The organism is Vreelandella rituensis (genome assembly GCF_003336665.1).
Taxonomy (GTDB): Bacteria; Pseudomonadota; Gammaproteobacteria; order Pseudomonadales; family Halomonadaceae; genus Vreelandella; species Vreelandella rituensis.
On sequence record NZ_QPIJ01000053.1, the window covers coordinates 1 to 18180 of the forward strand.

Here is an 18180-nt window from a genome sequence, read left to right on the forward strand (position 1 = left end):
CCTTGGCGATGGCATCAATGGCGTCGCTGAAATGCATGAGACCTTTCCGTATCAGTTGCCTGACACGGAAAGGTCTCATGATCAGCTTGTTGAGAATAGGCTTAACTGACTGGCATTACCCATACGTGCAGGGGTTTGCTGACGTCGGTTCGACCTGTTCGCCATCTTGCAGCATGCTCAGCAATCGTGATGGTGGGTTATCTTATTCAATGGTTCGGACAGTTTCATGACGCAATAGCACCGTAATGGCACATCTCATCAAAGTCGGGTCGGGATTTTATGTCATTGAAGTCCAGGCCCAAGTAGGAAGAAAAGCGTTCCAGCAGGTGCGCGTTGGCTTTGCGGGTTCTCCAGCGGGCAATCGAAATCACCCGTTGACCGCTTGGTTGATGCTGCCGATCTTCAAGTTTGAGTAGGTTCAGCGCCGTCATTGAGGCGTTGAAATGGAAATGTAGCGCTTGTTCCTTTCGCGCCTGACAGTCGTTCAGACCCAGAAACTGCTTGGCATCGCGAAACAGAAACTCAATCTGAAAACGCGCCTTGTAGTACGTCACCAATGTCATGGCCTCCAGGGACGTATCCGTCGAAAGGCTGTTTTCACTTTGCCGCCAGCGCGCTTTACCAGATACACCACCCGTAGATCGCGTTTGAAATGCGCGCTGTTCACGATAGCGGTATACACCTGTGTCGCCTCCATGTTGCCTGCCAGCGTCCATCGGCTCACGTCATCAACGCTCACTTTTCCACCATAAAGACGCTTGCACCCTCGGGGTTTCTGTTCTCCCTGATACAGCCAACGCAGATTGGCGTCATGACGCAGCTTGCCGATCTGATGTAACCCCGTTGCCACGACACCCTGGAGGTAGCGAGTTTTACTGTAATAGCCGCCCGCCTGACTCGAATACCTTCCTCTGCCGTGACGCGAGCCATGCGGCTCATGTCTTAAGGAAAACCGGTCATGTGAAAGAGACCGGGCCGGTTATTCTCGGTTGGGCCAGTAACGACCCGGACCGGACTCTTTAAATCAGGCGCGCTTCATGTCAAAGCGGTCTGCCGTCATCACCTTGACCCAGGCGTCGATAAAGTCACGGACCAGCTTCTCCTCGCCATCTTTTGATCCATAAACCTCGGCGACGGCGCGGAGTTCAGCGTTGGATCCAAAGATGAGATCGACCGGCGTTGCCGTCCACTTCACCTCACCTGTGGAGCGATCAATGAGCTCGTACAACCCCTCCGCATCCTCGGATTTCTGCCAATCCATCGACATGCCGAGCAGATTGATAAAGTAGTCGTTACTCAAGGTGCCGGGGCGATCGGTGAACACGCCATGATCGGCGCCTCCGGTGTTCGCATCAAGGACCCGCAGGCCGCCCACGAGAACGGTCATCTCAGGGACGGTAAGCCCCAGCAGATCCGCGCGATCGACCAGCATCTCTGCGGGGGAAAGCCGATTGCCATCGCCGTAGTAATTGCGGAAACCATCCGCTGTTGGCTTGAGTGCCTCGAAGGATTCAACCTCGGTCTGCTCTTGCATGGCATCCGCCCGGCCGGGGGTGAAAGGCACATCCACGTCATAGCCACCATTCTTCGCTGCCTGTTCGATGGCAGCTGCACCACCCAGAACAATCAGATCAGCCAGGGATACCTTTTTTTCGCTGCCCAGTGAGCTATTCGCATCTTTCTGAATGCCCTCGAGGGTCTCAAGCACCTTCGTCAGCTCTGCGGGATCGTTAACCGGCCAATCCTTTTGCGGCGCCAGACGAATACGTGCGCCATTGGCACCACCACGCATGTCGGTATTACGGTAAGTGGATGCAGATGCCCAGGCTGTTCTGACCAGTTCATCGGTGCTCAGCCCAGAGTCGAGAATAGTTTTCTTGAGATTGGCAATATCCTCGGCATCTATGAGCTTGTAGTCCACTTCCGGAATCGGATCCTGCCACATCAAGGCAACGTCGGGCACGTCCGGACCGAGATAGCGTGCCTGTGGGCCCATGTCGCGGTGGGTCAGCTTGAACCAGGCCTTGGCAAAAGCGAGCTCAAACTCGTCTGGATTTTCGAGGAACCGTTTAGAGATTTCCCGGTAAGCCGGATCTTCCTTCAAGGCCAAATCAGTCGTAAACATTATCGGCGCGTGAAACTTGCCATCAACGTGAGCATCGGGCACCGTGTTGGCTGCAGCTCCATCTTTGGGTATCCACTGAACCGCACCTGCCGGGCTGCGGGTTTGCTCCCACTCGTGGGCAAACAGGTTCTGCAGGTACATCATCGTCCACCGGGTTGGGGATGCGGTCCACGCACCTTCCAGGCCTGCGCCCGTAGTATCTTCAGCATTACCCTTGCCACAGCTGTTTTTCCAGCCCAGACCCTGCTCTTCGAGGTCGGCTGCCGCCGGCTCCGGACCAAGACACTTGGAGGGATCGTGAGCGCCGTGGGTTTTGCCGAAGGTGTGGCCACCGGCAATCAAAGCGACGGTTTCCTCGTCATTCATGGCCATGCGACCAAAACTCAGGCGAGTCTGTTTGGCGGCTGCCAAGGGGTCGGGATTGCCATCCGGGCCTACGGGGTTCACGTAAATCAGGCCCATCTGCGTGGCGGCGAGGGGATTCTCCAGCTCTCCGTTCTCGTCGTAGCGCTCTCGGCCCAGCATGTCGGCCTCCGGGCCCCAGTAGATAACATCCGGCTCCCAGTCATCGACCCGTCCACCGGCAAAACCAAAGGTCTTGAAGCCCATGTCTTCCATGGCCACTGTGCCGGCCAGCACCATCAGGTCCGCCCAGGAAATGTTGCGGCCATATTGTTGCTTGACAGGCCAAAGCAGGCGCCGGGCTTTGTCGAGGTTGACGTTGTCGGGCCAGCTGTTAAGGGGATCCAGACGTTGCTGGCCGCCACCGGCACCACCGCGACCGTCCTGCACGCGATAGGTGCCCGCACTGTGCCAGGCCATGCGAATGAACAGAGGCCCGTAATGGCCATAGTCCGCCGGCCACCAGTCCTGAGAATCCCTCATGAGTTTCTTCAGATCATTCTTCACGGCTTCAAGATCCAGGCTCGCAAAGGCTTTGGCGTAGTTGAAATCTTCGCCGTAGGGATTGGACGATGAATTATGGTCACGCAAGGGCTGCAGGTTCAGTTGCTCAGGCCACCAGAACTGGTTGGTTCTGGCCTTGCCTTGCATCGTTTGCGCCGAAGTTACGACAGGCACTGCCAGGACGGTGGCCAGTACAGCTATTGACAATCTTTTCTTTAACATGGGATTAACCCCTCCGTTGTATTCCAGATCCAATGCCGGCGCCTTGGCGCCAAGCTATACTCCGTGCCAGCGCATCACCCCCTACCCTGGCGCGAAACCCTCGCGACGGTTGCAAACACGGCCTGAAAAACAGGCGCAGCCCCCCATGAGCACCTTAAGTGCAGAGTTGAAGGTGTAGACTACTCATGGCTCTTTATAGATGGTGATGTTCGGGAAATCTGATCATACAGCGCTAACTTACCTAAACCACAGATACTACTTACCGGCCTGCGGGCGCAATTCTGGCGTTTTTCAGACTCAAATCGCGGTGCGTGAGCGTTGCATCTTCCACGATAGATAATAAAAGAGGTTTTTGCTTTTTTTGTTTGAGGGTACCTGTGAAATCGGGGTAGAACTGCTCCCAGACTGACACCCTGCTCGAAACCGTAAGATCCCACCTGTCATGCCCACATTGTGGCGACGCATACCCTGTCAAATGGGGCCATCCATGCCGGTGGCCGTACCTGGAGGCGACCGACGGTGTTCTGATTTTTGATGAAACGGGCGATCTCAAGAAAGGAAAGCATTCCGCTGGCGTGCAACGTCAATACAGCGGGACGTGTCGAGAACAGTCAGATTGGCGTATTTCTCTGCTATGCCGGTCCCAGCGGTAGTACTTTTATCGACCGCGAACTCTACTTGCCAAAGACTCGGACTCAGGATCGTGAACGCTGTCACCAGGCCGGGGGCCCGACAGTGCCAGCTTTTCCAGCAAGTCGGAACTGGCCCGGCGGGTGCTGGCCCGCGCCCTTGATAATGGCATGTCTGTCGGCTGGGTCACCGGGAATTCCGTTTATGCGGATAGTCGCCTGACCGTCGTGCGCTCTATGAGGTGTTTGCCCCGCGTTCAGGCCTCACTGGAGTATTGCCCGACCGGGCTTGAGTGAAAATAAAGGTACCGATAGATATCTTCCATCTTCACGCGCTGCCTTAAGCCTGTCTTAAGTTACCTCTTTGAAGATGGCGTCTGTGCCCATCGACAACCCTGTCTGGCACTCGTCATTGACTAGAGGTACCTCCATGCCAAGTAACATGATCAACATCACGACAGCCACGCTGCTCTTGACCGCCAGCACCGCCGCGCTGGCTGAGACCCACTGCACCGATGCACCACGTGACGAGTGGATCAGTCAGGCTGACATGCAAGAACGCATCCGCGACATGGGTTATGAGATCAAGGAATTCAAGGTCACCGATGGCAACTGCTACGAGATCTACGGCTGGGACGAGCAAGACCGCCGGGTAGAGATCTACTTCAATCCGGTCGACGCCAGCATCGTGAAAAAGGAAATCGAAGACTGATCAGGAGATCATCATGGCCAATAACACCCGTATCCGTGTCTGGGACCCTCTGGTCAGGATCGTACATTGGTCACTGGCGGCTGGCATAGCCGCCAATCTATGGCTGACCGGGGAAGGGGGCGATATCCACCGATGGATAGGCTATACCCTTGTTACCTTGGTCGGCATACGTGTCCTGTGGGGGGTTATCGGCCCGTGGAGTGCGCGCTGGCGGAGCTTCTGGCCGACCGTCAGCCGGCTCCGGCGCGCCCTGGGCAGACGCCACCCTGATGAGGCGCAGCAAGGTATCACGCATACACCGCTGGGTGCGGTGATGATGCTGGTGCTACTCAGGTTGATACTCGGCCTGGGGCTCACCGGTTACATGATGGAAGAAACCGACCGTTTCTGGGGCGTGGAATGGGTCGAAGAAATACACGAATTCATGGCCAACGCGTTCCTGTTTCTGGTACCGCTGCATGTGCTGGGTGCCGTAGTAGAAAGCATCAAGCAGCGCGACAACCTGATCGGAGGCATGCTGCATGGGTATCGTCGCCCGACGTCAATCACCCATACATCATCCGCCAAGGCAGATTGATAAGGGGCTTGCAGGAAGATAGGCAAGCCCTGGTTGAAACTATCAACCTGCTTCCCCCAGTTGGAAAGGAACTTGCTGTGCCGAAGCCAACACATACCGCCTCGTCTCCTCCTCAGCGGGGACGTTTCTTGCGCCTGCCTCTTTCTATACGGTTTTTATTGTTTGCGATCGGCATACTTATTTTGAACGGTTTTCTGTTGTCACGGCAAACCGATCAGGCCATCGAACAGGCCTTTCTTGGCCAGGCGGATCAAAAAATTCATCTGTTGCTCGATCAAATTCGCCGTCATATGGAACGCGGGAATCTCGAGCTGACGGATCATGCGCTTGCCAGCGAAGTGGATTATCTTAACCAGCACCCCGAATTTGGCTGGCAACTGCATCTGACGGCACTATATGTTTTCGATGCCAATGGACGCATTCTTGCTCACAGTGCGCAGAAAGACGGTACGAAAAGGATCACACCAGGCTCTCCCTACCATAGGGTAATTCACCTGCGAGAAGCATCGCTGGGAGAAATTCGAGAATACACGCCTGCCACAGACACCGTTAAGGGCGACTATCTGCTTCCCATGACATTGCCGGACGGCAGGCATGCCGGCATCGAGGTCGAAGTGGACATCACCGGCCTGCAAGACGCCATCAGCAGCTTTGACGGCCCTTTTGAATATTATCCTATTAACTACCCCCGCAATCGACAACAGTAAATCCTGCACTGGCAGAGCTGAAACGATGACCTATGGCTTCATGGGCATTGTCATCACAAGTACTGCAGTTGTAGATAAACACTATACGTCGTTGATCACGGTCGTGAGTGAGCGAGGTACCCGGGGTTGAACGACCTGACCCTTGAGAACGTGCGTAAGCAAACCCGTGATTGGGAATCGGCGTTATCCTCCTGGCTGACTCAAGAAGGGCCACCATTCGGCGGGGGTCAAGCGCCAGTACAGCGGGACCGCAGGCCGGATCGAGAATTGCCAGATTGGCGTGTTCCTCGGCTATGCCAGTTGCTGGGAAACTTGTTTCGCATGCGTAACATTTTGCTTGATGGATCGCGGTACAACTTCCTCACTGCTTTATCAGTCAACGCGTAAAACCGCGTACTTTTAGTGAGAAGATGGATAGTGAGGCACCCAAGGCATCGACCGCGATGTAAATGCAGCCTGCAATATTTTACAAGCCGGCACCGTGCTGTTAGCCGGTGCCGAAAGGTGAGGAGTACCGTGGGGCACACGGGAATTTACGCCTGTGGCGCCTGTGTAAGACCGGCAATGCCAAGGCAACGGGCGCTGAAACAGGAACCTGGGAGGTAACGAACAGGGAATCCCCCTTCCTTTCCGCCGCAAGGCGGAAGCGCAAGCTGAGGGAGGATGTCAATCTATATAATTCTCACATAGCGTGGCCGGACCTGCTCAGAGGCAAGAGAAGCGGCTGACCTTTCACCCTAAAGTCATCCCGAGGCATTACCCTCGGGAACCGGAGGATAAAGCGATCAGCCGCGGCTGATATTCAACAGCTGTACCTGGGTGTACTCCAACAGCCCCTCTTCGCCAAACTCGACACCGAAGCCAGACATCTTGCAACCTCCGAATGGACAGTGCGGCAGCACTTCGGCGTGGTTATTGATCCAGGTCGTGCCGCACTCCAGCTGCGAGGCGACTTTGCGGGCGCGCTCAATATCGCTCCCCCAGACAGAGCCGCCCAGTCCAACATCGGTGGCGTTCGCCATCGCGATCGCCTCGTCGAGATCGGAGTACTTCACCACCGGCAGAACCGGACCGAACTGCTCTTCCTGCACGATGCGGGCACTGTTATCTACACCGGCAACGATCGTCGGCGGGTAGAAATAGCCTGCCCCCGGTAGCTGTTCACCACCGCAGAGGATATTCGCGCCCTGGTTACGGGCATCCTCGACCAGTTCCTTGACCAACTCCAGCTGATCCTTATTCTGTACCGGACCGAAGGTGACACCCTCTTCTAGGCCGCCCCCGACTTTCTGCTCCTGTGCGATGCCACTCAGACGTTGGCAAAGCTCGTCATACTGGGACTCGTGCACATACAGACGCTTCAGCGCGGCGCAGGTCTGGCCCATGTTCAGGAACGAAGTCTGGAAGATCGCCGGAGCGAGCTTGTCCAGGTCGGCATCCTCGAGCACGATGCCGGCATCATTGCCGCCCAGTTCCAGCGTTAGCCGCTTCAGATTGTCGGCGGCGTTGCGCATGATGCTCTGACCTGTCGGCGTGGAGCCGGTAAAAACGATTTTGTTGATACCCGGGTGACCGCTCATGGCGCTACCGATGCCACGCTCGGCGCTCATGCTGTTGATGACCCCAGCCGGAACCACTTCGTTGATCAATTCAACCAGGCGCAGGGTGTTGAACGGCGTCATCGACGATGGCTTGATGACGACGGTGTTGCCGGTGCGCAGTGCCGGCATCACGTGCCAGACGGCGATCATCAGTGGCCAGTTCCAAGGTGTGATCGAGCCGACGACACCCACCGGCTTGCGGTGCAGCTCGACCAGGCGCTCCGGGCTGTCTTCGATTACCTTGACCGGAATTTCCTGCTCCGCGGCGTAGCGGGTCCAGGCGACCGCGCCACCCACTTCCATCTGCGCCAGCGCCATAGGCTTGCCCTGCTCGCGCACAACGATTTCGGCCAATTCCGCCGCATTGGCTTCGATCTTGTCGGCGATCTTGTGCAATATCGCCTGAAGTTCGGCGTCCGGTGTGTGCTGCCAAGTCTTGAATGCCTCCGTCGCCGCTGCAACCGCTTCGTCAAGCTGCGCTCTGGAAGTGGCGCTGCACTCGGCAAAGCCTTCACCGGTGGCCGGATCAATCACTGTAAAGGGCGTCTCCGCACCCTTCACCGCTTGTCCGTTGATGATATTCGAGGGTATATTGATCATCTTGAGATCCTCTGAAACACGGTAGCATCAGGCAGTCGAACCCCCCACCGCTACTTGGATTAGTGCTCGTCCGTCTTATCAGAACGGTACGATGGCAATGAGCTGGGCATAGACGTTGGTGTCGTCATTGCCCTGAATGCTGGAGGCAGAGTCAGGCGTATAGAAACCGACCAACGGGCTGATGATCAGGTGATCCATCGCCACCCATTCGGCCCAAATGTCAATCTCCCGCGCATCGTTGTCGCCGGATCCGCCTACAGTATTGCTAAAGTCAAAGTAGGATGTGCCGACTGTCAGCAACTCGGTCGGATTGGCCTTGACACCTAGGTAATGGATATCGGCATCAGTACCGAACGGACCGGCGTAGTTAGCAGCCACCTCACCCTGAAACCAGGTGCCGTAGCCGCGGTTGAAACCGAAGAACAGCGGATCGTAGCCTGAATCGTAGCTGGTGTAACGGTAGTTCACGCTCGGTGACCAGGGCGTATCGGCGAATGTCCAACCCGCCTCGGCATGCCAGGCGTTGGCATCGGGAGCGCTATTACCCTGGGATTGATCCACGTATTCGGCTGCCAGGAACAGATTCTCGACGCCGGCGTTACCCTGGTAACGGATACTGGTGGTTTTCTGGCCATCACGCCCTTCATAGCCCCAGAATCCCGCCTCGGTATCGTTTACATCAAGCCCTTCAAGATACATCAAGCCGTAAGTGCCTTTGTCAGTCACGTACTCGGCATTGATACCGGCCATCTCGACGCTGGCCTGGGCAGGATTATCCGATTCAAACCAGAACAGATCGGAACGCAGCCCCTTGTCACCACCAAAACGCAGCACGGCGGTCTGATCGAACGCCTTGCGCGCCGCCAACCAATAGGCACCGCCCCGGTCCATGCTGACAGGTGCTATGCCATCAAGGCCTTCGCCCATATTGAGAGCATCGCCGTTGAGAATGAAACCATCCCCGATGGTGAGGTTCTGACGACCAGCGGAGAGTTCAAACATACCGGTACGGTAGCCCAGGTACAGGTCTTCGAAATCGGTTTCACTTTCATCCCCGATAGTCAGGCCGGCTGCATCGCCATCGCCCCTAGTGCCGGAGGTCAACACATTGGCGGCACCAAAGAGTTCACCCTTGCCAATCGCTTGAGTTCCGGAGAAGCCGTACTTGGCATATCCTTCGGTCCAGGATGGATCAGAGTCCGGGTTGCCGTAGCTTTCTTCGCTGCTGAAATAACCGACGATCACTTCCAGATCAAAGTTCAGCTCGGTGCCGTCTTCGCTGTGCAGATTGTACGCAGACGCCGGTGCCGAGATGGCGACCGCGACGGCGGTAGCTAGCAGAGAGCTGGGAGTTTGGCGGAAAATAGTTCTCTTCATGGACCTCATTCCTTAGAGGGTGCAGGCCAGTCATCATTAAACTGTCACCCTGCACGGCGGGTTATCTAACAGCTTCAAGAGTAGAGCGACTCTGTAAACCAGATTCAGCGTTTACGTGCTACTTTGTGGGAAGATGTAACAGACTTTAATAGGTTTAGTGTGCGGCGCCGCGCAGCCACTAGCGCTTGCCACCGACCTCCTGCTCCGCATGAACCGTCGCCACTTGGTACGAGCGTGAACAGCCGGGCTACTGGCGCAGTAAAACTCCTACTTGAAGTCGCTACACCCACCCCTGTTGCAACATCCAATGTGCCAGTTGTACGCCGCGCTCGGCCCCCAACGATTCGCCGAGCACATCGGCCACCGGACGGTGCTGGGCGCGGATGCGGCGTAGCAGGGGCGCAAGCTCCAACCCGTTCAGGTGCCAGATGCCCAGCGGCTGGTCCGGCGTGATGACGACCTCGACTTGGGTGATCAGCCCATCCTGCACCACCGGCCGCCAATCGGTGGTGACCTTATCCGGCGTCACCTCGCTGTGCAGCGGCGTTGTATCGGGCCAGTGGCTGCGTTTTTGCCAAAATGCTTGATCCGGCCACTGTGATTCCTGGGCGTAGAAGTCACGACCGATGCGAGCGAAGCGGTAAAACAGCCCTTCGATCCGCTGTTCATGAAACTGGCACGCCAGACCGTTCTGCTCCGGGTTCTGCAGCAGCGTGTTGACCACCGCTGGCGCCTGCAATGCGGACGAGAGCGCCTGGAAGATGCCGTTGCCGGAGAGCGGGTCCACCGCCATCGCAGCATCACCGACGCGAATCCAATTGTCGCCGGCAATGCGCTCGCACAGCACCGGGGTGCTGATACGGGCACGCACCTCACCCACCGGCTCAGCGCCCTCGATAAACGGCTGCGCCTGTTCCAGCTGTTCGAGACGAGTACGACACCAATCCCCCAGCGCCTGCTTGGGAGGAAGCCTGGTGCTGTCGGCATCGACCGTCAGTTGCAGGTAGCGTCGTCCATCGACGCACTGTGCGAGCCAGGCCCACCCTTCGGCAAAGCTCTGCACAGCCGATCGGGCCGGCCCGACCGGGCCCTGCCAGTACTGCAACAGCGACAGCGTCTTTCTGCCCTGCACCCGGGGCACACCCGCCGCGGGCGCGGCGCGTCCACGCGCCTCGACAAGAAACTCACATTCAAGGGCGGCAGGCTCAGTGTCCGCCTCGACTTCGATCACATGGCGCTCTCCCAGGAAGCGATGACGCTTGACTCTCCCCTCGATGACGGTGATCCCCTCTGCCGACAGATCCTCGAGCAACGCTGCATCAAATCTCTGCCGTACGACCAGATGCTCGGTGTTGGCGGCGCTGGTCTGGCCATTCCAAGTCACCTGGCGAGGCGAGGCGGATGCCACCCTCTCCAGCGCCCGCTGGAAACCGGCGCCGCGCAATCCCTCGATGGCGCGAGCCGAGATTCCCTCTACCGCATCGAACGGACGCGGCTCGCTGACAACGGTCACGGGATAGCCCATTCGCCTGAGGCCGATCGCCACGGCGCCACCGGCAGGACCAGCGCCCAGCACCAGAATACGTTTAGACATCATTTGACCCTCCGCTCGGGACCATGGTAACGGGACTGCCCGATCAGCCACTGGCGTGCCTTGCTCAGGCGCGGTCTGTCTGCATGCTGCTGAAGATAACGCGCCAGATGTGCGCTCATATGGGCACAACCCAGGCTCGCTCCAGACAGTTGAAGGCGCTCATACAGGGGACGCACGCAACCGCCGAAATCGGCGAACGCTGTTTCCAGATAGGCGATCTCCTCGCGTGCGCAACGGGCATCCCCGGTCATGCGAAACACACCCGGATAGGCGGCCGGAAACACGGGGTCACCTCGTGCCGGGCTTGAGGCGCAGAGCAGCACACCCTGTTTAAGTGCCCGCTCGCACGCCTCACGCAGCACACCCCGATCCTGACGCAGCCCCAGGCTCAGGTTGATGATCTGCACGTCGCACTCAAGCAGCCAGTCGATCGCCGCCGCTACCTGGGTCGCGGTCGTCGCCAGCCGCTGCTGGAACACCTGAGCGCTGAACAGCTTGGCCTGGGGCGCCAGTGTCGAAATCACCCCGACAATGCTGGCGCCGTGACCGAGCCGGTCAGGAACTGACTCTTCCCGCCACAGTGCATCATCACGCAGGACAAACGCTGCCGAGTCCGCCACCGTCTGGTAATTGTTGCAGCCGGAGTCGACAATCCCGATACGCACGGGATCAACTGGCATGGCTCACCTCCGTTGGTATCAGCTCGATCGCGCTCAGATGACCGTTCTGCAGCAGCAGACGATGGTCACAACCGGCCAGCGTCGAGGGCCGATGGCTGATCAGGATCCGGGTGCGACCGGCGAAAAGGCGATCCACTGCGGCGATCACCTGCTGCTCGGTCTTCTCGTCGACGGCCGAAGTGGCCTCGTCGAGCACCAGAATCGCCGGCTGCTGCAGCAGCGCCCGAGCGATGGCGATGCGCTGTTTCTGCCCCCCCGACAGCTGCTGGCCGCGTTCGCCCAGCAGCGTACCCAGCCCTTGCGGCAGCTGTTCGATTAGCGCTTCGAGCTGGGCATCGTAAGCCGCCTTCAATACTTCACCGTCGCTGGCGTCGGGTCGGGCGTAACGCAGGTTATCGGCCAGCGAGCCGCGAAACAGCGTGATCTCCTGCGACACCACGGCAATGGTGCGGCGCAGGTCACTCAGTGCAAGCGTACGAATATCAACCCCTTCGAGACGAATGCAGCCCTGCTGTGGATCGTAGTGGCGCTGCAGCAGATCGATCAGCGTGGATTTGCCAGCGCCGGAGGCACCGGCCAGCGCAACCTTGCCGCCGGCCGGAAACGTCACACTGACGCAGTTGAGCACCGGCGTGCGGTCCTCATAGGCAAAGCTGACCTGCTCCAGCACCAGCGACCCCTTCAGCGGCTGCGGCAGCGCGCAAGGCTCGACCGGCGATTCGATTTCGGCGTCTGTCAGGCGCAGTTCGCTGACGCGGTTCAAGCTCACACTCATGCGCTGGATCGCGACGTAGAGCCCGAGCAGACTATTGACCGGACCGGTCGCCATACCCAGATACGTCGAGAAGGCGATCAACGAACCGAGCTGCCATTGACCCTGAATCACCCACCAGCCGCCGATCAGAAACGCAGCGGCACGCGTCAGCGAAGTCAGGGTGCCGGGGATGGCGTGGGTAAAGAACTCGGTCACCTGCAGCGTCAGCAACTGGCCGAGGTAGTTGCTGTTGAGGCCGTCGAGCCGGTCGCGCTCGCGTCCTTCCTGGCCGGTGGACTGGATGAACTTGATCGCCGGCAGCGTCTCGACCAAAAAGCTGGAGATATCTGCCGAGCGCTCGCGCATCTTGCGGGCATGATGTTCCACCTTGCGCCGCATCCAGCGCAGCCAGAGCACCTCGAGCGGGATCAGCACCAGCACCAACAGCGAAAGTGTTGGCGATAACGTCACCAGCAGTACCAGCGCCCCCACCAGACCGATGATGCTGCTGACCGCCGAGAACAGGCTGTCGACAGCGAAGCGCTGGATAGCCGCCACATCACCGTCCAGACGCGAGAGCAGATCACCCACTCGGCGCTGACCGAAGAAACTCGGTGACAACCGCTGCAAGTGCGCGTAGACGTCCGTGCGCAAGGCAAACAATATCTGGCCCGAGAGGCGGGTATGAAGATAACGGTTCACGCCAGCCAGGGCCGTACCCAACACCCCGACCACCACCATCGCGATGGCGACCTGAATCAGGGTGCGGTAGTCACCGGCGAGCAGGCCGTTGTCAATCAGCAGCTTGGTCAGCCAGGGCTGCAGCAGCACCAGCGCTGAGGCCAGCAGCGACAGCATCAACAGTCCAGCAATCGCTTTTTTCTGCGGTTTGACGAAGCTGTACAGCCAGCGGAACCCCTGCTCTAGTCGGCTCCGGTCTTGGGCGTGAATAGCGCGCACCAGCCATTTAAGCATGCTGATTCTATCCTCAGTTCAGAAACAAAACGGGTGCAACCGCCTGTGACGGATGCACCTTCTGATCGTGGCCAGTTCAGCTCGAGGCTAGGTACGGGATGACCGCAGCCCTACTCTGGCTTCATCCCGCACCGTGGTAAAACCAACAACCGGTATTAATCCCGGATCGTTGCCACGCGCAGATCCGAGGTGGACATATCGCCGGAGAGCTGGATTGAGCCGATCTTTTCCAGCGTATCCGAATCGTGGATCGAGATGTCGCTGCTTGCCCCCCCTACGTAGATGGTCTTACCATCCGCCGAGATATTCAGGTCGTAGTAGGTATGCGGCATTTCGTGCACGGCGACGGTTTCCTTCTTGCTGATGTCGTGCTTGGACAGGGTGTTGAAGGCTCCGTACAGGATGTTCGGGTCATGGGGGTGGCTGATGAAGTTGAAGACGATGAACTCGAACGGCACCATCTCCACGCGCTCGGCTTCACCGGTTTCCAGATCCACCCGGCTCATGCCCCACCACCACTCGGCCGTCTCGAAGTTCCAGCTTTCATCGGTGAACTCCGCCGTCACGTACGGCATGATGTACTCGTTGCTCTGCTCACCCTGGCTGTGCATCGCAAACGCATCGGGCGGCAGCCACAACGGACCCTTATCCCAGCTCTGCAGTGGTGTCACCATGCGGATTTCACCGGTTTTCGGGTTGATCGCCTTGACATCGCCTCCCCCCAGGATCACTTCGCCCTGAACGGTGGTGGCGATCTTGGTGATGCGTCGATCCACCGGGAAGGTCCGTACCGGCTGAGCGCCGATACCATCGGCCACATTGAACACCGCCAAGCGCGGCTGCTCGACAGTGAAGCGATCACGCTCGAGACCAAACGGGTTCTGGACCGTGTACAGCTCCTTGCCATCAGGGCTTACGGCCACGGACTGGAACGTCTTCACCTTCAGCGTCTTCGTCGACTGGGCTGCGTGAAAGGTGATGTCACAGCTACGGATATCGAAACCGTAGACATCTTCCATGCCGTTGCTGAGCACGTAAGCGCTCTTGCCATCTGGCGCCAGCGCGATCGAACCGGAACCAAAGTTGCCCGGTACTTCGCAGGTGCGCTCGACCTGGTTGGTCTTCATGTCGATAACCTGCAGATGACCCGGGCGGGTCACGGTGAGCAGGTATTCCTGGGCCGCCTGGGCCGCCGGAGCAACGGCACCCAGCAGCGCTGCGGCACCGAGCGAGCCGACCAGCGCGGTGGACTTTAACATCTGAGTCAATTTCATTTCCGGGCTCCCTTATTCGCCATCCTCGTAGATACCATCCAGCTTGCGCCAGTCTTCATTGGCCTTGGCCACGTCCTTGTTCCAGTCTGGATAGGTGTTCATGGTGTCAGGCACCTGGGCCGGCCACCAGCAGGCATCGGCGCAACCGTACAGGTCGGATTCCATCGGCTGACACAGGGAACCGAGACCGCCGAATGGATCGAGCTCCCAGCCCGGATCAGTAGTCGCGGTACAGCCGACAACGGTCTGCATCGCGACCACGTCCTCGACCTCTTCGGGGCTGATCGCCTTGTTGATCAACTGAGCTTTCTTGTTCAGGGATTTCAAATGTTTCATCTCAGGCACTCCTCCTCGGAGAGACATATGCTTCAAAGAACCCTGGGTTCTCGAGCATGATCCGGGCATATACCTCCACACCAAAATCGACCCAATCGCGCATCAGGTCGCAGTAGTGATAGGAGGGATGGGTCGGATCTCCATATTTGGCATAACTTTCGTGGTAGCAGCCACCAGAACAGAGGTTGCGGATACGGCAGGTTTCGCAGCCGGTATTGCTTCGATCGAGACGCTTTTCGACGAACTGGGCGAGGCGCGGCTTGTCGATGCCGTGGGTGACATCGCCGAACAGCTCCATGTCGGAACCGGTGAAGCGATGGCAAAGGTTGAGGCCACCGTCCTTGTCCACGGCCAGCAGCCCGATCCCGGCACCGCAAGGCACCAGCTTCTTGTTGCCCTCGTACATGTCGGTGATCAGCTGATGCATGTTGCCGTAACCGAAGTTCTCGTTACGCAACGCCGCGTCAAGATAGCGTCGACCCAGTCGCTTCATGCCGGCAAACACCTCTGTGAGTTCCTCGCCGGTCAGGTTGTACTCGGCGATATCCCCTGAGGTCACAGGACCGAAGCCCACCTCGAAGAAGCCAAGCTCGCCGGAGAGATGATCATAGATTCGTTCCACATCAGTGATGCCTCGGGTCAGCGTGACGCGACAGCCGACCGGGCGTGCCGTATAACGCTTGAGCAGCATCTCCACCTTGCGCCTGACGACATCGTAGGTCCCCTGACCGCCAACGGTGATCCGGTTCTTGTCGTGCATCGCTTTGGGACCATCCATCGAGATGGTGAGGCCAAAGCGGTGCTCGTTGAACCAGTCCACCAGCTTTTCGGTCAGCAACGTGGCGTTGGTGGTCATGGTGAAATCCACAGTCGCATCGAGCTGTGCGAAGCGCTTCTCGCAATAGGCCACAACTTCGCGGATCAGCGGCATGTTAGAGAGCGGTTCACCGCCGAAGAAGACAACATTGTAGTTGGCCTGGTCGGGTGATTCGCGCAGCAGCATCTCCACTGACTGAATCGCCGTCTCGTAGGCCATCTTCTCACCCTTGGACGGGATGGTCAGATCCTCCTTGTAGCAGTAGGTGCAGCTCAGGTTGCAGCCGGTATTGACGTTCAGCACGATGGTGGTCAACGGAAACTTCGTGACCTGCTGCGGGGCAGGATTGATCCGGGCCACGGTGCCGGCATCGGAGATCACCTCCAAGGAGCGCAGCTCGTCCAGAACTTCCATCACGTCCTGCTGTGAATAATGGGCACTGAGTCCAGCCAGTTGCTCCTGCGTCACCTGCTCGTGGGTATCGAACAGCACCAGCAACTCGCGCCCGAGATCATCGAGCTCGAAGATGCTGCTGCTGGGGATGTGAAATAGCATCTGACGAGCGTCGACATCGACCCTGTGCAGATTCGGTTTCACCAGCGTCATGGCTCCCATATTCACCTCTTTTTGTTCTGTGGGGTGGCTACCAAGCGGTTATCAGTCCAGCACACGCTCGACAAAGTCGGGAACGGACACCAGCATGCTGCCTCGCCCTTCCACCTTGCTGTCGCCATCGTCGACAGTGGCCACGACATTCAGGCGACCGACGTTGTTGGCTGACATCTTTCGCTCCGGGTTGGGTCCGGCATCGCCTGGAATGAACATCCCGGCTGGGGTGATCTCGCCGGCGTACAGGTGGTCCTTGTCATGCTCGGCGACTTCGTCGACCGGCTCGATCGACCAGCTGGCCGGCATGTAGCCCAGGCGTACGTCATCGTCGGTGCCGGCTTCGCCGTCGGCTCCGGCGCTGTAACCGATGGCACGATAGGTGGCACGCACCTTCTCCATCTCACCGCCATTACCGCCGATACGTGTGACCGCGTTGGTCGGAGTGACATCGACACGGGCGACCTGATCAAAGACAGCGAGGGCGACGGTGCTGTCGGCGGAACCAACCTGCACATCGTTTACAGCCGGCGTCCCTGTCGCTGTGGCCGTGACCACGATGCGATCCTTGGAACGCGCAATGACCTCATCGATACGCACGCCATCGCCCAGATCGATATCGCCATCCAGGTTCTGGCCGACGATGACCAGCTCGGCGGATTCACCCGCTTTCAGATAGCTCGGCATCACGGCAACCACCTGCGCTTTGCCGGTATCCTTCACCGCGCGCAGTTCGCCACCGATCTCGTCTTCCATCGCCAGGAACATGCGTCCTGCCATGACCTGGCCGTCCTTGTCAGCGGCCATCACCTGGCGCATCTTGACGCTGTCGATAGTCAAGGTACCGCGCCATTCATAGCCGGTGTAGACCGTCGCCTTGCCGCTGCCTTCGATAACGGCGCCATCGGCGTAGTTACCTTCAAGCTTGAGGTTGTAACGGCCATCATCATCCGTGGCAGCGGTCATCCAGGCAGAGAACTCGCCCTTGCCCGGCACATAGCCCGTGACGCGCCAGCGGCCCTTCAGATCGACCTTTTTGGCCTTGCTCCAGTTATTCCACTCGGGTGTGTCCAGCGGATATTGCTCGCTCAACTGGGCCGAGGTCTCATTATGCGCCAGCTGGTACCAGGGGCGATCGCGCGAGCCAGCGTGCAGCTCGATACCGGGGAACTGGGCCATGTGGAAATCGACCAACATCTGCCATTCGTCCAGAGTGCGGCGCTGCAGGCCGAAGCGAGCGGCACTATGGCAGCGCGCGCACATCTGCATCAGGTTCTCGTCCACGCCGGACTCGACCAGATTGGTGTCTTGCTCGAGCAGATAACGGAACGGTGCGGCCTCTTCCGGCGCCAGGCCCTGTGTATCCGACAGATACTTGATCAACTCCCGCTTCTCTTGCGCGCTGATCTTGGCATCGCGCAGATGCTCCATGCGGTTAAGTGTCATGTGCCAGCCTTCAGGCGTCTTGCGCTGATCGCTGATACGCGAAAAGGTGGAATTCGCCGCATCACTCGATTCGGTATGACACGCCAGACATCTGTCCCGGATAATCTCCTGCGCATCCGTAGCCAGGGCTGCTGGGCTGAGCAGCCCCGCCAAGGCCAGCGCCCCCGTACCCATAAGCACGCGCTTTAATCTGTTGTTATTCAATGCCATCACTCCCTTACTGATCAGGATGGTTGCCAGTT

Annotated in this window: 15 protein-coding genes and 1 pseudogene; 5 read left to right on the plus strand and 11 right to left on the minus strand. The window is 58.5% G+C overall.

The window, feature by feature from the left end; translation table 11 throughout:
• Positions 1-224: 224 nt before the first annotated feature.
• Both DU506_RS16940 and katG read right to left on the minus strand, forming a co-directional pair.
• Positions 225-716, minus strand: coding sequence for a transposase (locus DU506_RS16940; protein ID WP_114488069.1), 492 nt, complete (start codon positions 714-716; stop codon positions 225-227).
• A gap of 308 nt (positions 717-1024) precedes the next feature.
• Positions 1025-3178: a catalase/peroxidase HPI gene (gene katG, locus DU506_RS16945; protein WP_328587996.1), complete on the minus strand. Its 2154-nt coding sequence runs from the start codon at positions 3176-3178 to the stop codon at positions 1025-1027.
• A gap of 512 nt (positions 3179-3690) precedes the next feature.
• Here katG and DU506_RS22850 point away from each other — a divergent pair.
• The 5 genes and pseudogenes from DU506_RS22850 to DU506_RS22705 all read left to right on the plus strand — a co-directional run.
• Entirely contained in the window at positions 3691-3906 is a 216-nt protein-coding gene (locus DU506_RS22850; RefSeq protein WP_422822342.1) for a transposase, read from the plus strand.
• Between the two features lie 406 nt (positions 3907-4312).
• Positions 4313-4594: a PepSY domain-containing protein gene (locus DU506_RS16955; RefSeq protein ID WP_114488071.1), complete on the plus strand. Its 282-nt coding sequence runs from the start codon at positions 4313-4315 to the stop codon at positions 4592-4594.
• Between the two features lie 13 nt (positions 4595-4607).
• A complete protein-coding gene (locus DU506_RS16960) occupies positions 4608-5171 on the plus strand; it encodes a cytochrome b/b6 domain-containing protein (RefSeq protein WP_114488072.1) in 564 nt (187 codons plus the stop codon).
• 77 nt (positions 5172-5248) lie between these two features.
• Positions 5249-5878 carry a PDC sensor domain-containing protein gene (locus DU506_RS16965; RefSeq protein ID WP_114488073.1) on the plus strand — a complete coding sequence of 210 codons (630 nt, stop codon included), beginning with the start codon at positions 5249-5251 and terminating at the stop codon, positions 5876-5878.
• A 199-nt stretch (positions 5879-6077) separates the two neighbouring features.
• Positions 6078-6185, plus strand: a pseudogene (locus DU506_RS22705) (transposase); the annotation flags it as partial.
• Between the two features lie 478 nt (positions 6186-6663).
• Here the strand turns inward: DU506_RS22705 and DU506_RS16975 are convergent.
• From DU506_RS16975 to peaA, 9 genes are all read right to left on the minus strand, one after another.
• Entirely contained in the window at positions 6664-8079 is a 1416-nt protein-coding gene (locus tag DU506_RS16975) for an aldehyde dehydrogenase family protein (protein ID WP_114488074.1), read from the minus strand.
• Between the two features lie 78 nt (positions 8080-8157).
• The gene (locus DU506_RS16980; protein ID WP_114488075.1) at positions 8158-9456 is read right to left on the minus strand and encodes an alginate export family protein; all 1299 of its coding nucleotides are present in this window, start codon (positions 9454-9456) and stop codon (positions 8158-8160) included.
• A 280-nt stretch (positions 9457-9736) separates the two neighbouring features.
• On the minus strand, positions 9737-11053 hold the full coding sequence (gene qhpG, locus DU506_RS16985) for a flavin-dependent monooxygenase QhpG (RefSeq protein ID WP_114488076.1): 1317 nt from the start codon (positions 11051-11053) through the stop codon (positions 9737-9739).
• Positions 11050-11730: a subtilisin-like serine protease QhpE gene (gene qhpE / locus DU506_RS16990; RefSeq protein WP_114488077.1), complete on the minus strand. Its 681-nt coding sequence runs from the start codon at positions 11728-11730 to the stop codon at positions 11050-11052. The genes qhpG and qhpE overlap by 4 nt, the downstream gene beginning before the upstream one ends.
• Positions 11720-13459, minus strand: a complete 1740-nt coding sequence (locus DU506_RS16995) for an ABC transporter ATP-binding protein (RefSeq protein WP_114488078.1) — start codon at positions 13457-13459, stop codon at positions 11720-11722. The genes qhpE and DU506_RS16995 overlap by 11 nt, the downstream gene beginning before the upstream one ends.
• 155 nt (positions 13460-13614) lie before the next feature.
• Positions 13615-14733 carry a quinohemoprotein amine dehydrogenase subunit beta gene (gene peaD, locus DU506_RS17000; RefSeq protein ID WP_114488079.1) on the minus strand — a complete coding sequence of 373 codons (1119 nt, stop codon included), beginning with the start codon at positions 14731-14733 and terminating at the stop codon, positions 13615-13617.
• A gap of 12 nt (positions 14734-14745) precedes the next feature.
• Positions 14746-15069, minus strand: coding sequence for a quinohemoprotein amine dehydrogenase subunit gamma (gene qhpC / locus DU506_RS17005; protein WP_114488080.1), 324 nt, complete (start codon positions 15067-15069; stop codon positions 14746-14748).
• A gap of 1 nt (position 15070) precedes the next feature.
• Complete coding sequence (peaB, locus tag DU506_RS17010) at positions 15071-16501, minus strand: quinohemoprotein amine dehydrogenase maturation protein (RefSeq protein WP_114488081.1); 1431 nt, start codon at positions 16499-16501, stop codon at positions 15071-15073.
• 42 nt (positions 16502-16543) lie between these two features.
• Positions 16544-18148 carry a quinohemoprotein amine dehydrogenase subunit alpha gene (gene peaA / locus DU506_RS17015; protein WP_114488082.1) on the minus strand — a complete coding sequence of 535 codons (1605 nt, stop codon included), beginning with the start codon at positions 18146-18148 and terminating at the stop codon, positions 16544-16546.
• Between the last annotated feature and the right edge of the window lie 32 nt (positions 18149-18180).

What these genes read in the sequence shown, in the direction of transcription:
- katG (WP_328587996.1), bottom strand. Translation starts at nt 3,178, where the DNA reads ATGCAAGGCAAGGCCAGAACCAACCAGTTCTGGTGGCCTGAGCAACTG.
- DU506_RS16960 (WP_114488072.1), top strand. Translation starts at nt 4,608, where the DNA reads ATGGCCAATAACACCCGTATCCGTGTCTGGGACCCTCTGGTCAGGATC.
- peaA (WP_114488082.1), bottom strand. Translation starts at nt 18,148, where the DNA reads ATGGCATTGAATAACAACAGATTAAAGCGCGTGCTTATGGGTACGGGG.
- qhpC (WP_114488080.1), bottom strand. Translation starts at nt 15,069, where the DNA reads ATGAAACATTTGAAATCCCTGAACAAGAAAGCTCAGTTGATCAACAAG.
- qhpE (WP_114488077.1), bottom strand. Translation starts at nt 11,730, where the DNA reads ATGCCAGTTGATCCCGTGCGTATCGGGATTGTCGACTCCGGCTGCAAC.
- peaB (WP_114488081.1), bottom strand. Translation starts at nt 16,501, where the DNA reads ATGGGAGCCATGACGCTGGTGAAACCGAATCTGCACAGGGTCGATGTC.
- qhpG (WP_114488076.1), bottom strand. Translation starts at nt 11,053, where the DNA reads ATGATGTCTAAACGTATTCTGGTGCTGGGCGCTGGTCCTGCCGGTGGC.
- DU506_RS16995 (WP_114488078.1), bottom strand. Translation starts at nt 13,459, where the DNA reads ATGCTTAAATGGCTGGTGCGCGCTATTCACGCCCAAGACCGGAGCCGA.
- DU506_RS16940 (WP_114488069.1), bottom strand. Translation starts at nt 716, where the DNA reads ATGGACGCTGGCAGGCAACATGGAGGCGACACAGGTGTATACCGCTAT.
- DU506_RS16980 (WP_114488075.1), bottom strand. Translation starts at nt 9,456, where the DNA reads ATGAAGAGAACTATTTTCCGCCAAACTCCCAGCTCTCTGCTAGCTACC.
- DU506_RS16975 (WP_114488074.1), bottom strand. Translation starts at nt 8,079, where the DNA reads ATGATCAATATACCCTCGAATATCATCAACGGACAAGCGGTGAAGGGT.
- DU506_RS16955 (WP_114488071.1), top strand. Translation starts at nt 4,313, where the DNA reads ATGCCAAGTAACATGATCAACATCACGACAGCCACGCTGCTCTTGACC.
- peaD (WP_114488079.1), bottom strand. Translation starts at nt 14,733, where the DNA reads ATGAAATTGACTCAGATGTTAAAGTCCACCGCGCTGGTCGGCTCGCTC.